Raw genomic sequence first — 11758 nt, forward strand, 5'->3', positions numbered from 1 at the left:
TGCTGGCAGGGGTGGCGCTGCCGATGGCGCCATTGCAGGCGCAGGTGGTCGCGCCGCCGGCGGGGGCAGGGTCCGCCGCCGCGCCTGCGGCGCCCGCCGCCGCCCCCGCGCCGCCGCGCATCGTGCGTTCGATCACGGTCACCGGCAACGAGCGGCTGGAGCCGGACACCGTCCGCAGCTACATCGACGTCAAGCCGGGCGAGCGTTACGACCGGGAGCGGCTGGACCGGGCGCTGAAGGACCTGTTCGCCAGCGAGCTGTTCGCCGACGTGCAGATCCGCGACGACGGCGAGGGTGGGCTGACCATCCAGGTGAAGGAAAATCCGGTGATCAACCGGATCATCATCGAGGGTGCGAAGCGGATCAAGGACGAGAAGATCCGCGAGGAGATCAAGATCGCGCCGCGGCAGATCTTCACCCGCTCGAAGGCGCGGACGGACGTGGGGCGCATCCTGGAGCTGTATCGCCGTTCCGGGCGTTTTGCCGCCAGCGTCGAGCCGAAGATCGTGCAGCTCGACCAGAACCGCGTGGACGTGGTGTTCGAGATTTTCGAGGGCGCCAAGTCCAATGTGCGGCAGATCAACATCCTGGGCAACACCAAGTTCAGCGACGGCGACCTGCGTGCCGCGATGGCGACGCGGCAGGCGCGCTGGTACCGGCTGTTCAGTTCCAACGACACCTATGACCCCGACCGGCTGGCGTTCGACCAGCAGAAGATGCGGCAATTCTATCTGACCAACGGCTATGCCGATTTCCGCGTGGTCAGCGCGGTTGCCGAGCTGACGCCCGACCGGCGCGACTTCATCGTCACCTATGTGGTGGAGGAAGGCGAGCGCTATAAATTCGGCGACATCGAGGTGACCAGCCAGATCCGCGACATGAAGGGCGAGGAGTTCAGGAAGCTGATCCGCATCAACAAGGGCGACTGGTATGATGCGAAGAAGGTGGAGGACACCATCGATGGCCTGACCGAGACGGTCGGCCTGCTGGGCTATGCCTTTGGCGATGTGCGGCCGAATTTCAGCCGCGACAAGGACAAGCGCGAGATGAACCTGACCTTCGTGGTCAACGAGGTTCCGCGCACCTATGTCGAGGCGGTCAACATCAACGGCAACACGGTGACGCGGGACAAGGTGATCCGGCGCGAATTCCGGCTGGCGGAGGGCGATGCCTTCAACAGCTTCAAGGTGAAGCGCTCGCGCGACCGCATCCAGAGCCTGGGCTTCTTCCAGGAGAAACTGGAGGTGAAGCAGAACCCCGGCAGCGGCCCGGACAAGGTGACGCTGGGCGTGGACGTGGAAGAGAAGCCGACCGGCAGCCTGCAGATCAGCGCCGGCTTCAGCAGCCTGGAACGCTTCATCCTGTCCTTCAGCATCGAGCAGCGCAACTTCCGCGGCATGGCGCAGCAGCTGCGGCTGAGCGCGAACGTTTCGAGCTATTCGAAGTCGGTCGAGGTGGGTTTCACCGACCCTTATCTGTTCGACCGCAACGTGGCGCTGGGGTTCGACGTGTTCCGGCGCGATTTCAACAGCTTCCGCTTTGGGCTGAACAACGACCGGCAGACCACCTACAAGCAGATCACCACCGGTTTCCAGGTGCGGGCCGGCTTCCCGATCACCGAATATTGGTCGATGAGCACGCGCTATGGCCTGTCTCTGGATGATGTGACGCTGGACCGGAACCTGTTCTTCACCAACGGCGTCTGCGATCCGCTGAAGGCTGGGCGCTACCTGTGCGAGGCGCTGGGCAAGCGGACGACCTCGTCCGTGGGTTACAGCGTGATCTATGACAATCTGGACAACCGGGTGCGGCCGTCGCGCGGGCAGCGCTTCATCTTCAATCAGGACATTGCCGGCCTGGGCGGCAGCGTGAAATATGTGCGCAGCCGGGTGAATTTCGACCAGTATTGGAACCTGGGCAGCGGCTTCATCCTGAACGCCGGGATCGAGGCGGGCAACATCTTCGGCTTCGGTGGCGAGGACATCCGCCTGACCGACCGCTTCTTCCTGGGCGAGCCGCGGATGCGCGGGTTCGGGATCCGGGGCCTTGGCCCGCGGGTGATCCGCAAGCCGCGGCTGGGCGGTGCGCAGGACCTGGTCTCGGAAGATCGCAACAGCTGGGTGGATGACGCGCTGGGCGGGAAGAACATGTACAACGGCCGGCTGGAAATGTTCATTCCGCTGGGATCGGGGACGGCGGAGCTGGGCCTGCGGCCGTCGGTATTTGTCGATGTCGGTTCGGTCTGGAGCATCCGGCGCCCGGTGTTGATCGATCAGCCGACCACGAGCACCGTCATCACCAACCCCGACGGGACCACGAGCACCGTGACGACCCCCGGCTTCAAGGAGTTCTTCTTCGGCGACACGCCCACGCCGCGGATTTCCATCGGTGCCGGCGTGTCGTGGAATTCGCCGTTCGGGCCGTTCCGCTTCGACCTTTCCAAAGCGATCAAAAAAGTGGAAGGCGACACCACGCAGATCTTTCAATTCAACGTAGGGACCCAATTCTGATGAAGAGCATGCTGAAAATGACCGCCGCCGCGCTGCTGCTGGCGGGTGCGCCGGTGGTGGCGCAGACGCTGGCGCCGCCGGTGATCGTGATCGTCGACCTCGATGAGATCGTGAACACCAGCGCCGCCGGCAAGACCGCCGCCACCGAATTGCAGGGCCGCATCCAGGCGCTGCAGAACCGCGCCAATACCTTGCAGACGCAGCTTCAGACCGAAGCGCAGGCGATCCAGGCGGGGCAGGCGAACAAGACGCTGGCCGGCGCCGCGCTGGAAACGCGGGCGCGGGCGTTCGGCGAGCGGCAGCAGGCGGCGCAGCAGGAGCTGGGCCGCGGTGACCAGGAAATCCAGCGCGCGCGCCAGTTCATCATCAAGCAGATCAATGACGCGGCGCAGCCGATCATCACGCAGGTGATGCGGGAACGCGGCGCCTCGATCGCGCTGGCGCAGGGCGCGACCCTGCAGAACAGCGGCAGCCTGGACGTGACGAGCGACATCATCGCCCGGCTGAACACCAGCCTGCCGCGGGTGAGCACCACGCCGCCGCCGGCCACCCCGCCGGCACCGCCGACCACGGCGCCGCGCCAGTAATGAGCGAAGGGGGCTCGGTCGACTTCGCGGGCGTGATGGCGATGCTGCCGCATCGCTATCCGATGCTGCTGGTCGACCGGGTCGAAGCGCTGGTGCCGGGTGTCAGCGCGCGCGGCATCAAGGCGGTGACGATCAACGAGCCGTTTTTCCAGGGGCATTTCCCCGGCCGGCCGATCATGCCTGGCGTGCTGATCGTGGAGGCGCTGGCGCAGACCGCCGGCGTGCTCTCCATCCAGTCCATGGACCTGGTGGGCAGCGGCAAGCTGGTTTATTTCATGGCGATCGAGGAGGCGAAGTTCCGCGCGCCGGTGGAGCCCGGGTGCCTGCTGCATCTGGATGTGGAATTCGTGCAGCGGCGGGCGACGGTGTGCAAATTCGCCGGGCGGGCAAGCGTCAATGGCAAATTGGCGGCGGAAGCCCGGTTCACGGCGATGATCGCCGATCCGCCCAAGGCCTGATCCCTATTCGATCACCCCTATTCGATCACACGGCGTCCGCTGCGCTTTCCCCTGCCTTTGGAAAAGCCGAAACTGCAAATCACGAAACCGAGCAGCGCGACCGCTGCCAGCGCGGCGTCCGCCGCGGAAAGGTCGAATCCGATCATCGTCTATGGCCCCGTCTCTTGTGTCCGTTACCCATTTCCTATGCCCGCGGAATGTGACGACGGTATTGGACAAAATCGACAGAATCAATGCGGATGTGTGACCTGGTCATAATCGTTAATGTTACGACCGATGGCAGCGGCCACCGGTCGGGCGCCGCAGACGGCCGCCCAGCGTCGCATGGCGCGCTGATCCCGGGAAAGCTGTTGTTCCGCAAGCGACGCGAGGCTTGAGGGCCAGAGGCCAACGAGCCAGTGATTCGCGATCACCGCAGGGCCGGGGCGCAACAGCGCGGCGAGTGTCGGCGGCAGGTCCGGCTGGTCGCAGCCGGCGCTGAGCACGGCGTCAAAACCGTGGGCCGCGGCGAAGCGCAGGGCACCGCACAGCGCGCCGAGCGGGCCGAGGCCGGGTTCCGGCCAATCCTCGATCCGCGTGCAATCCGGCCAGCCCCGGCCGACGACCCCCACCACCGCCACCTGCGGCGCCAGCGCATCGACGACATGTTGCAGCAGCGGCTTGCCGTCGAGCAGTGCCACCGCCTTGTCGCTGCCGAAGCGGGACGATTGCCCACCGGCGAAGATCGCACCCAGGATGCGCATCAGGCGGTTTCGGCGAACAGCTCCCGGCCGATCAGGAAGCGGCGGATTTCGGACGTGCCGGCGCCGATCTCGTAGAGCTTGGCGTCGCGCAGCAGGCGCCCGGTGGGGTAATCATTGATATAGCCATTGCCGCCGAGCGCCTGGATCGATTCGAGGGCCATCCAGGTGGCGCGCTCCGCGCTGTACAGGATGGCGCCGGCGGCGTCCTTGCGGGCGGTCTCCCCCCGGTCGCAGGCCTGGGCCACGGCATAGACATAGGCGCGGGCGGTGGAGTGGGCGACATACATGTCGGCGAGCTTGCCCTGCATCAGCTGGAACTCGCCGATCGGCTGGCCGAACTGCTTGCGGTCATGGACATAGGGGACGACGACATCGAGGCAGGCGGCCATGATGCCCAGCGGGCCGCCGCAGAGCACAACGCGTTCATAGTCGAGCCCGGACATCAGTACCTGGACGCCGCGGCCTTCCTCGCCCAGCACATTGCCGAACGGCACCTCGACATCCTCGAAGATCAGCTCGCAAGTGTCGCTGCCGCGCATGCCCAGCTTGTCGAGCTTCTGCGCGGTGCTGAACCCGGCCATGCCCTTTTCGATCAGGAAGGCGGTGATGCCGCGTGAGCCGGCGTCGGGGTCGGTCTTGCCATAGACGACGAGCGTGTCGGCGTGCGGGCCGTTGGTGATCCAGAACTTGTTGCCGTTGAGGATGTAGCGATCGTTGCGCTTTTCGGCGCGCAGCCGCATCGAGACGACGTCCGAGCCGCTGCCGGGTTCGGACATGGCGAGGCTGCCGACATGCTCGCCGCTGATGAGTTTAGGGAGGGTGCGGGCTTTCTGCTCCGCGGTGCCCCAGCGGGCGATCTGGTTGATGCACAGGTTGGAATGGGCGCCATAGGACAGCGCAACCGACGCGGAGGCGCGGCTGATTTCCTCGACGGCGATGACATGGGCGAGATAACCGAGGCCGGCGCCGCCGTCGGCCTCGGCGACGGTGATGCCATGGAGGCCGAGCGCGCCGAGTTTCGGCCACAGGTCGCGCGGGAAGCTGTTGGTGGCGTCGATCTCCGCGGCGCGCGGGGCGATCTCGGCGGCGGCGAAGGCGCGGACGCTGTCGCGCAGCATGGTCAGCTCTTCGCCATGGTCGAACTGGAGCGTTTGCATCAGGCGGCTTTCTCGATGGTGATGAGCAGCGTGCCCTCGCTGACCTGGGCATTCACGCTGGCGGTAAGGGCGGCGACGGTGCCGTCGAAGGGAGCGGTCAGCCGGTGTTCCATCTTCATGGCTTCGAGGACCAGAAGCCGGTCGCCGGCCTGGACCCGGTCTCCGGCGGCGACGTGGAGGCTGAGCACGCGGCCCGGCATGGGGGCGAGGATGCAGCCGTCGGCGGGGCCGGCGGCGGCCTTTCGCGGTGCGGTGCGGTTGAAGCGATGGGTGACGCCGGCGAGGCGGATTTCGATGTGGCCGGGGTGGAGCAGGACGATGGCGCCAAGCGGCTGCCCATCGACGAGCGCGTCGACGCGGTTGCCGGCGCGGGCGCGGATGATGACATGGTGGGCGGTGGTCTGGCCATGGATGGTCCAGCCCTCGCCGGTCGTCTCGGCGATGGTGTGGATGCGGCCACCGTCCACCGTGAACAGGTCGGCGAAGGCCCGGCGGGGCAGGTTGAGGCGGAAGCCGGCGTGGCGGGCGAAGGGGCCGGCGCCGGGGCTGGTTTCGGCGGCGAGCAGCGCGGCGGCGATGGCGACGAGGCGCTCGTCGGGTTCGGGTCGGGCAAGCAGGCCGTCGAGGTGCCGGCCGATGAAGCCGGTGTCGATGTCGCCGGCGCGGAAGTCCGCATGGTCGGCAAGGCGCGCGAGGAAGCCGCGGTTGGTGGTGACGCCTTCGACGATGGTGGCGTCGAGCGCGGCGACCAGATTGTCGATCGCGGCTGCGCGGGTGGGGCCGTGGCCGATGACCTTGGCGATCATCGGATCATAGAAGGGCGTGACCTCGCCGCCTTCTTCGACGCCGGCATCGATGCGGATGCCGGGGCCGGTCGGAAAGCGCAGCGTTTGCAGCTTGCCGATGGCGGGCAGGAAGCCCGTGTCGGGGTTTTCGGCGTAGAGGCGGGCTTCGACGGCGTGGTCGCTGGCTTCGAGGCCTGTCTGCGACAGCGGCAGCATTTCGCCACGCGCGATGCGCAACTGCCATTCGACCAGGTCCTGCCCGGTGATCAGCTCGGTGACGGGATGTTCGACCTGGAGGCGGGTGTTCATTTCCATGAAGTAGAATTTCGGGTCGCCGGCTTCGTCCAGGTCGTCGCAATCGAGGATGAATTCGATGGTGCCCGCGCCTTCATAGGCGATCGCCATGCCGGCGGTGACGGCGGCGATGCCCAATGTTTCGCGCAGCCGGTCGGAAAGGCCGGGGGCGGGGGCTTCCTCCAGCACCTTCTGGTGGCGGCGTTGCAGACTGCAATCGCGCTCGAACAGGTGGACGACATTGCCGTGGCGGTCGCCGAAAATCTGCACCTCGACATGGCGGGGGCGGGTGATGAGCTTTTCCAGCAGCACATGGTCGTTGCCGAAGGAGGCCTGCGCCTCGCGCTTGGCGGACAGCAGTGCCTCGGTGAACTCGGCCTTGCCCTGGACGGCGCGCATCCCCTTGCCGCCGCCGCCGGCGACCGCCTTGATAAGGAGCGGATAGCCGACCATCGCGGCGGCGCGCTCGAGGCGGGGCAGCGACTGGTCGGCGCCCTGATAGCCGGGGGTGATCGGCACGCCGGCGCCTTTCATCTTCGCCTTGGCGGTGTCCTTCAGGCCCATGACGCGGATCGCCTCGCCCGAGGGGCCGACGAAGATCAGGCCGGCACCGCGCACGGCGTCGGCGAAATCGGCGTTTTCGGAGAGGAAGCCATAGCCGGGGTGGATGGCATCGGCACCGGTTGCGCGGGCGGCGGCGATGATCTTTTCGGCGACGAGGTAGCTGTCGCGCGCCGGCGCGGGGCCGATGGCGATCGCCTCGTCGGCGAGCCGGACGTGGGGCGCGGTGCCATCGGCGTCGCTGTGGACGGCGACCGTGGCAATGCCCATGGCGCGAGCGGTGCGGATGATGCGGCAGGCAATTTCGCCGCGGTTGGCGATCAGGAGCTTATGCATGGGGGCGGGGTAGCGGCTGGCGGCGGGATGCGCTATGTGTAGGGAAATGGTGGAGCATACACATGCGGACGAATATCGAGATCGATGACACGCTCATGAAAGCGGCAATGGTGGCGAGCGGGGCCAAAACCAAGCGCGCGGCGGTTGAGGCCGGCCTTAAGCGGCTGATCGACGACCAGGATCGCGCCGAGACGCTCCGCCTGTTCGATTCGCTGAAAGGGATCGGCTGGGATGGCGATCTGGATGAGATGCGGACGTCCAAGTATCTGGACTGGGATGCGCGTTGATCGTTGCGGACGCGAGCGTCTGGATTGACTATCTGCGGGGTGTCGACACGGCCGAGGTCGGACGACTCCGTCCCCTGATGCATCGGGATGGCCTGGCGATCTGTGATCTGACCTTGACCGAGGTCTTGCAGGGCATCCGGTCGCTTGGTGGACGCCAACGCTATCTTGCCACTGTGCGGCGGTTTCCGCTGATTTCGACCGTTGGCAGACTCGTCGCTGTGCAGTCTGCCGAACATTACAACCAACTTCGCGCGCGCGGCATTACTGTCCGCAAGACCATCGATTGCCTGATCGCGACGCGCTGCATATTGGACGGGCATGCGTTGTTGTTCAGCGACCGGGATTTCCAGCCCTTTGTCGAGCATCTGGGATTGCGCAGTGCGATGAGCTGACATCAACGTGCCCAGTCGGGCTTGCGCTTGTGGAGGAAGGCGGAAAGTCCTTCCCTGCCTTCGGCGCTGACGCGGCGGGCGGCGATGCGGGCGGCGCTGTCGGCGCGCAGCTCGTCGGTGATGGGCTGGTGCGCGAAGTCGCGGATCAGTGCCTTGGCGTCGGCGACCGCACCGGGGGCGCATTGCAGCAAGGTGGCGATCCAGCCTTCGATGGTGGCGCGCGCCTCGCCATCGCCCTCGGCGACGGCGTTGACCAGGCCCATGGCGAGCGCATCGGCGGCGCCGAACCGCTCGCCGGTGAGGAACCAGCGGCGCGCCGCCCGCGGCCCGATGGCGCGCAGCACGAAGGGACTGATGGTGGCGGGCGTCAGGCCGAGCCGCACCTCGCTCAGCGCGAATTTGGCGGTGCCGACGGCGACCGCCATATCGGCGCACGCCACCAGACCCACGCCGCCGCCGAAGACATTGCCGTGCGCCACGGCGATCACCGGTTTCGGGCAGGCATCGATGGTGGCAAACAGGGTGGAGAGCAGCAGGGCATCGCTGCGGTTGTGCGCCTCGCTCCAGTCCGCGGCGCGCTTCATCCAGGCTACGTCAGCGCCGGCGCACAGGCTGGGGCCGTTCCCCTGGAGCACGACCGCGCGGACATGGGCATGGCTGCCGGCGTCCCGGAAGGCATCGGTCAGTTCCTCGATCAGGACCTCGTCGAAAGCGTTGTGCACGTCGGGCCGGTCGAGGGTGACATGCGCGATGCCGCGGGCGTCGTGCTGGTAGAGGAGGGTCATCGCATCACATCCTGAACGTGCCGAAGCGGGTTTCCGGGATGGGCGCTTGCAAGCTGGCGGCCAGGCTGAGGGCGACGACGGCGCGGGTATCCTCGGGCGCGATGATGCCGTCATCCCACAGGCGGGCGCTGGCATAATAGGGGTTGCCTTGCGCCTCATATTGGGCGCGGATGGGGGCCTTGAAGGCTTCTTCCTCGGCCTTGCCGGCGAAGCCGCCGCTTTTCACCGTGGCCAGCACGCTCGCGGCCTGTTCGCCGCCCATCACGCTGATGCGGGCATTGGGCCACATCCACAGGAAGCGCGGGGAGTAGGCGCGGCCGCACATGCCATAGTTGCCGGCGCCGAAGCTGCCGCCGATCACCACGGTGATCTTGGGCACGGCGGCGCAGGCGACGGCAGTGACCAACTTCGCGCCATGCTTGGCGATGCCTTCGTTTTCGTAAGCGCGGCCGACCATGAAGCCGCTGATATTCTGCAGGAACAGCAGCGGGATGCCGCGCGCGCAGGCGAGCTGGATGAAATGCGCGCCCTTCTGCGCACTCTCCGAAAACAGGATGCCGTTGTTGGCGAGGATGGCGACCGGCATCCCCTCGATATGGGCGAAGCCGCAGACGAGGGTGGCACCATAGAGCGGCTTGAACGCCTCGAAGGCGCTGTCGTCCACGATGCGGGCGATGATCTCGTGCACATCCACCGGATGGCGGGTGTCGACCGGCACCAAGGCGTGCAGATCGAGCGGGTCAAAGCGGGGCGGGCGCGGGCCTTCGACGGGCTCTGGTTGAGCGGGCTTGGGAAGGGTGGCGATGGCGGCGCGGGCGAGGCGCAGCGCGTCGGCATCGTCCTCCGCCAGATGGTCGACCACGCCGGACAGCCGGGCATGGACATCGCCGCCGCCAAGGTCTTCTGCGCTGACCTCCTCGCCGGTCGCGGCCTTCACCAGCGGCGGACCGCCCAGGAAGATGGTGCCCTGGTTGCGCACGATGATCGATTGATCGGCCATCGCGGGCACATAGGCCCCGCCGGCGGTGCAACTGCCCATCACCGCGGCGATCTGCGCGATGCCGCGCGCGGATAGGGTCGCCTGGTTGAAGAAGATGCGGCCGAAATGGTCGCGATCCGGAAACACCTCGTCCTGTCGCGGCAGGTTGGCGCCGCCGCTGTCCACCAGATAGATGCAGGGCAGCGCGTTCTGCGCGGCGATTTCCTGCGCGCGCAGATGCTTCTTCACGGTGAGCGGGTAATAGCTGCCGCCCTTCACCGTCGCGTCGTTGGCGACGATCATGCACAGCCGCCCTTCGACCTGGCCGACACCGGCGATCAGCCCGGCGGCGGGGACCTCCTCGTCATAGACTTGCGTAGCGGCGAACTGGCCGATCTCCAGGAAGGCGCTGCCGGGATCGAGCAGCCGCTCGACGCGCTCGCGGGGCAGCAGCTTGCCGCGCGCCTCGTGGCGGTTGCGGGCATTTTCAGGGCCTCCAAGGGCGATTTGTGCCGCTTTCGCGCGCAGATCGCCCACCAGGGCGGCCATGGCGCTGCGATTTGCCGCCGATTCACTGTCGTTGCTCAGCGGGTTGCCGATCTGGGTCATCCCCTTGCTCTAACCCTGTTCGGGCGTGGGGGGAAGCGGGCTAGCCGGCCAGCGCAGGGCTGCAATCCAGCACGCCATTGGCCAACAGGGTGTTGGACTGAACGACACCGTCGAGCCGAAAGCTGGACCCCGCGCCCTGCGGTCCGCCGAGGTCGGCGACGGCGATGGCCGGTGGTGATGGCAGCAGCGGCACGGGGCACGGGCCATGGCCCTGCTGCAGCCAGGTCCAGTTCCCCGCTGGGTCGGCGCCGACGATGCCGAACCAGGGTTCCTGCGCGCTGCTGACGCCGAGCTGCGTCTGCATCCGCGCCAGGCCGGTGATGACGAGTTGGCCCGCCGCGGTCCAGCCGGCGGTGCTGAGGCTCGATTCATTGTCGTCGAAGAAGGTGGCGGCGGCGATGGTGCGTTCGGCGGCGGGGTTGCTCTGCTGCTCGAACGCCCAATTCTCGTCCCACCATGCCTGTTCGGCGAGCAGCCATGCCGGCGCGCCGGGGTCGGTGGACAGCAGGGAGGTGGTCGGAAAGCTGACGTCGGTGCGGGAGAACAGCGCGGCACCGTCGCTGACCCGATAGAGGGTGACCCGCTCGTCGAAGCCGCCGGCGAAATATTCGACGCTGTCGTGACGGATCAGCGAGCGGTCCGGGGAGAAACCCAGGCCACGACCGACATGGGCATTCCCATCGAGGCCGGTCTGGGCAATGACCGCGCCCCCGGCGAGCCGACGGTCGGGGAGCGTCGGCACCGCGGCGACGATGAAGCGCCACAGCTTCCCGTCCGCCGTGACAATGGCGACAGTGCCCGCGGGGCGCAGCAGCAGGGGAGGGCGCCGGCGACGCAGCCAGGCGGCAAGGCCGATGGCGGCCAGCGCGGCCGCCAGCGCGGCGGCGGGCGAACGCAGGACGGACAAAGGTGGGGGCAGGGCCATGGGCAAGAGGATGCCGCATGCCGTGCTGCTTGCCAAGCGGAAGCTCCGCCGCTATGGGGCGCGACTTTCCCGGCTGGTCGGAAACCAGCCAAACAAAGGAATCGCGATCATGAAGGCAGGCATCCACCCCGATTATCACACCATCAAGGTGCAGATGACCGATGGCACGGTTTACGAAACCCGCAGCACCTGGGGCAAGGAAGGCGACCTGATGCTGCTGGACATCGATCCTCTGGCGCACCCCGCCTGGACCGGCAGCGGCGGGCGCATGCTCGACACCGCCGGCAAGGTGGCGAAGTTCAACAAGAAGTTCGCCGGCCTGGGCGGTCTCGGCAAGAAGTAAGCCGGCG

At 67.1% G+C, this 11758-nt stretch carries 13 protein-coding genes; 6 read left to right on the forward strand and 7 right to left on the reverse strand.

Annotated features, from left to right (window positions below):
- The first annotated feature begins 23 nt into the window (after positions 1–23).
- The 3 genes from bamA to fabZ are packed head-to-tail and all read left to right on the forward strand — an operon-like array spanning position 24 to position 3555.
- The gene (gene bamA, locus H3309_RS05955; RefSeq protein WP_182298529.1) at positions 24–2510 is read left to right on the forward strand and encodes an outer membrane protein assembly factor BamA; all 2487 of its coding nucleotides are present in this window, start codon (positions 24–26) and stop codon (positions 2508–2510) included.
- Complete coding sequence (locus H3309_RS05960; protein WP_182297830.1) at positions 2510–3097, forward strand: OmpH family outer membrane protein; 588 nt, start codon at positions 2510–2512, stop codon at positions 3095–3097. The genes bamA and H3309_RS05960 overlap by 1 nt, the downstream gene beginning before the upstream one ends.
- On the forward strand, positions 3097–3555 hold the full coding sequence (gene fabZ, locus H3309_RS05965) for a 3-hydroxyacyl-ACP dehydratase FabZ (protein ID WP_182297831.1): 459 nt from the start codon (positions 3097–3099) through the stop codon (positions 3553–3555). Before H3309_RS05960 ends, fabZ begins: the two co-directional genes overlap by 1 nt.
- Before the next feature lie 17 nt (positions 3556–3572).
- Here fabZ and H3309_RS17550 read toward each other — a convergent pair whose 3' ends face one another.
- The 4 genes from H3309_RS17550 to H3309_RS05980 form a co-directional block, all read right to left on the reverse strand.
- Positions 3573–3701, reverse strand: coding sequence for a hypothetical protein (locus H3309_RS17550; RefSeq protein WP_256402010.1), 129 nt, complete (start codon positions 3699–3701; stop codon positions 3573–3575).
- An 84-nt stretch (positions 3702–3785) separates the two neighbouring features.
- The gene (locus tag H3309_RS05970; protein ID WP_182297832.1) at positions 3786–4298 is read right to left on the reverse strand and encodes a molybdenum cofactor guanylyltransferase; all 513 of its coding nucleotides are present in this window, start codon (positions 4296–4298) and stop codon (positions 3786–3788) included.
- A complete protein-coding gene (locus H3309_RS05975; RefSeq protein ID WP_182297833.1) occupies positions 4298–5455 on the reverse strand; it encodes an isovaleryl-CoA dehydrogenase in 1158 nt (385 codons plus the stop codon). The genes H3309_RS05970 and H3309_RS05975 overlap by 1 nt, the downstream gene beginning before the upstream one ends.
- Entirely contained in the window at positions 5455–7431 is a 1977-nt protein-coding gene (locus H3309_RS05980; RefSeq protein ID WP_182297834.1) for an acetyl/propionyl/methylcrotonyl-CoA carboxylase subunit alpha, read from the reverse strand. The genes H3309_RS05975 and H3309_RS05980 overlap by 1 nt, the downstream gene beginning before the upstream one ends.
- A gap of 62 nt (positions 7432–7493) precedes the next feature.
- Between H3309_RS05980 and H3309_RS05985 the strand changes: the two genes are divergently transcribed.
- Positions 7494–7718 carry a type II toxin-antitoxin system VapB family antitoxin gene (locus tag H3309_RS05985; protein WP_182297835.1) on the forward strand — a complete coding sequence of 75 codons (225 nt, stop codon included), beginning with the start codon at positions 7494–7496 and terminating at the stop codon, positions 7716–7718.
- Positions 7715–8110, forward strand: a complete 396-nt coding sequence (gene vapC, locus H3309_RS05990; RefSeq protein ID WP_182297836.1) for a type II toxin-antitoxin system VapC family toxin — start codon at positions 7715–7717, stop codon at positions 8108–8110. The genes H3309_RS05985 and vapC overlap by 4 nt, the downstream gene beginning before the upstream one ends.
- Before the next feature lie 2 nt (positions 8111–8112).
- Here vapC and H3309_RS05995 read toward each other — a convergent pair whose 3' ends face one another.
- The 3 genes from H3309_RS05995 to H3309_RS06005 form a co-directional block, all read right to left on the reverse strand.
- A complete protein-coding gene (locus tag H3309_RS05995; RefSeq protein ID WP_182297837.1) occupies positions 8113–8895 on the reverse strand; it encodes an enoyl-CoA hydratase-related protein in 783 nt (260 codons plus the stop codon).
- Positions 8896–8899: 4 nt separating this feature from the next.
- Entirely contained in the window at positions 8900–10423 is a 1524-nt protein-coding gene (locus H3309_RS06000) for a carboxyl transferase domain-containing protein (RefSeq protein WP_243453911.1), read from the reverse strand.
- Between the two features lie 100 nt (positions 10424–10523).
- Complete coding sequence (locus tag H3309_RS06005; protein WP_182297839.1) at positions 10524–11408, reverse strand: hypothetical protein; 885 nt, start codon at positions 11406–11408, stop codon at positions 10524–10526.
- 109 nt (positions 11409–11517) lie between these two features.
- Here H3309_RS06005 and rpmE point away from each other — a divergent pair, with 109 nt between their 5' ends.
- Positions 11518–11751, forward strand: coding sequence for a 50S ribosomal protein L31 (rpmE, locus tag H3309_RS06010; RefSeq protein ID WP_182297840.1), 234 nt, complete (start codon positions 11518–11520; stop codon positions 11749–11751).
- Positions 11752–11758 lie beyond the last annotated feature (7 nt).

The sequence above is a fragment of the Sandaracinobacteroides saxicola genome (genome assembly GCF_014117445.1).
Classification (GTDB): domain Bacteria; phylum Pseudomonadota; class Alphaproteobacteria; order Sphingomonadales; family Sphingomonadaceae; genus Sandaracinobacteroides_A; species Sandaracinobacteroides_A saxicola.

Coding starts and splice junctions, on each gene's coding strand:
- bamA (WP_182298529.1), top strand. CDS start 24: ATGGCGCCATTGCAGGCGCAGGTGGTCGCGCCGCCGGCGGGGGCAGGG.
- H3309_RS05960 (WP_182297830.1), top strand. CDS start 2,510: ATGAAGAGCATGCTGAAAATGACCGCCGCCGCGCTGCTGCTGGCGGGT.
- fabZ (WP_182297831.1), top strand. CDS start 3,097: ATGAGCGAAGGGGGCTCGGTCGACTTCGCGGGCGTGATGGCGATGCTG.
- H3309_RS17550 (WP_256402010.1), bottom strand. CDS start 3,701: ATGATCGGATTCGACCTTTCCGCGGCGGACGCCGCGCTGGCAGCGGTC.
- H3309_RS05970 (WP_182297832.1), bottom strand. CDS start 4,298: ATGCGCATCCTGGGTGCGATCTTCGCCGGTGGGCAATCGTCCCGCTTC.
- H3309_RS05975 (WP_182297833.1), bottom strand. CDS start 5,455: ATGCAAACGCTCCAGTTCGACCATGGCGAAGAGCTGACCATGCTGCGC.
- H3309_RS05980 (WP_182297834.1), bottom strand. CDS start 7,431: ATGCATAAGCTCCTGATCGCCAACCGCGGCGAAATTGCCTGCCGCATC.
- H3309_RS05985 (WP_182297835.1), top strand. CDS start 7,494: ATGCGGACGAATATCGAGATCGATGACACGCTCATGAAAGCGGCAATG.
- H3309_RS05995 (WP_182297837.1), bottom strand. CDS start 8,895: ATGACCCTCCTCTACCAGCACGACGCCCGCGGCATCGCGCATGTCACC.
- H3309_RS06000 (WP_243453911.1), bottom strand. CDS start 10,423: ATGGCCGCCCTGGTGGGCGATCTGCGCGCGAAAGCGGCACAAATCGCC.
- H3309_RS06005 (WP_182297839.1), bottom strand. CDS start 11,408: ATGGCCCTGCCCCCACCTTTGTCCGTCCTGCGTTCGCCCGCCGCCGCG.
- rpmE (WP_182297840.1), top strand. CDS start 11,518: ATGAAGGCAGGCATCCACCCCGATTATCACACCATCAAGGTGCAGATG.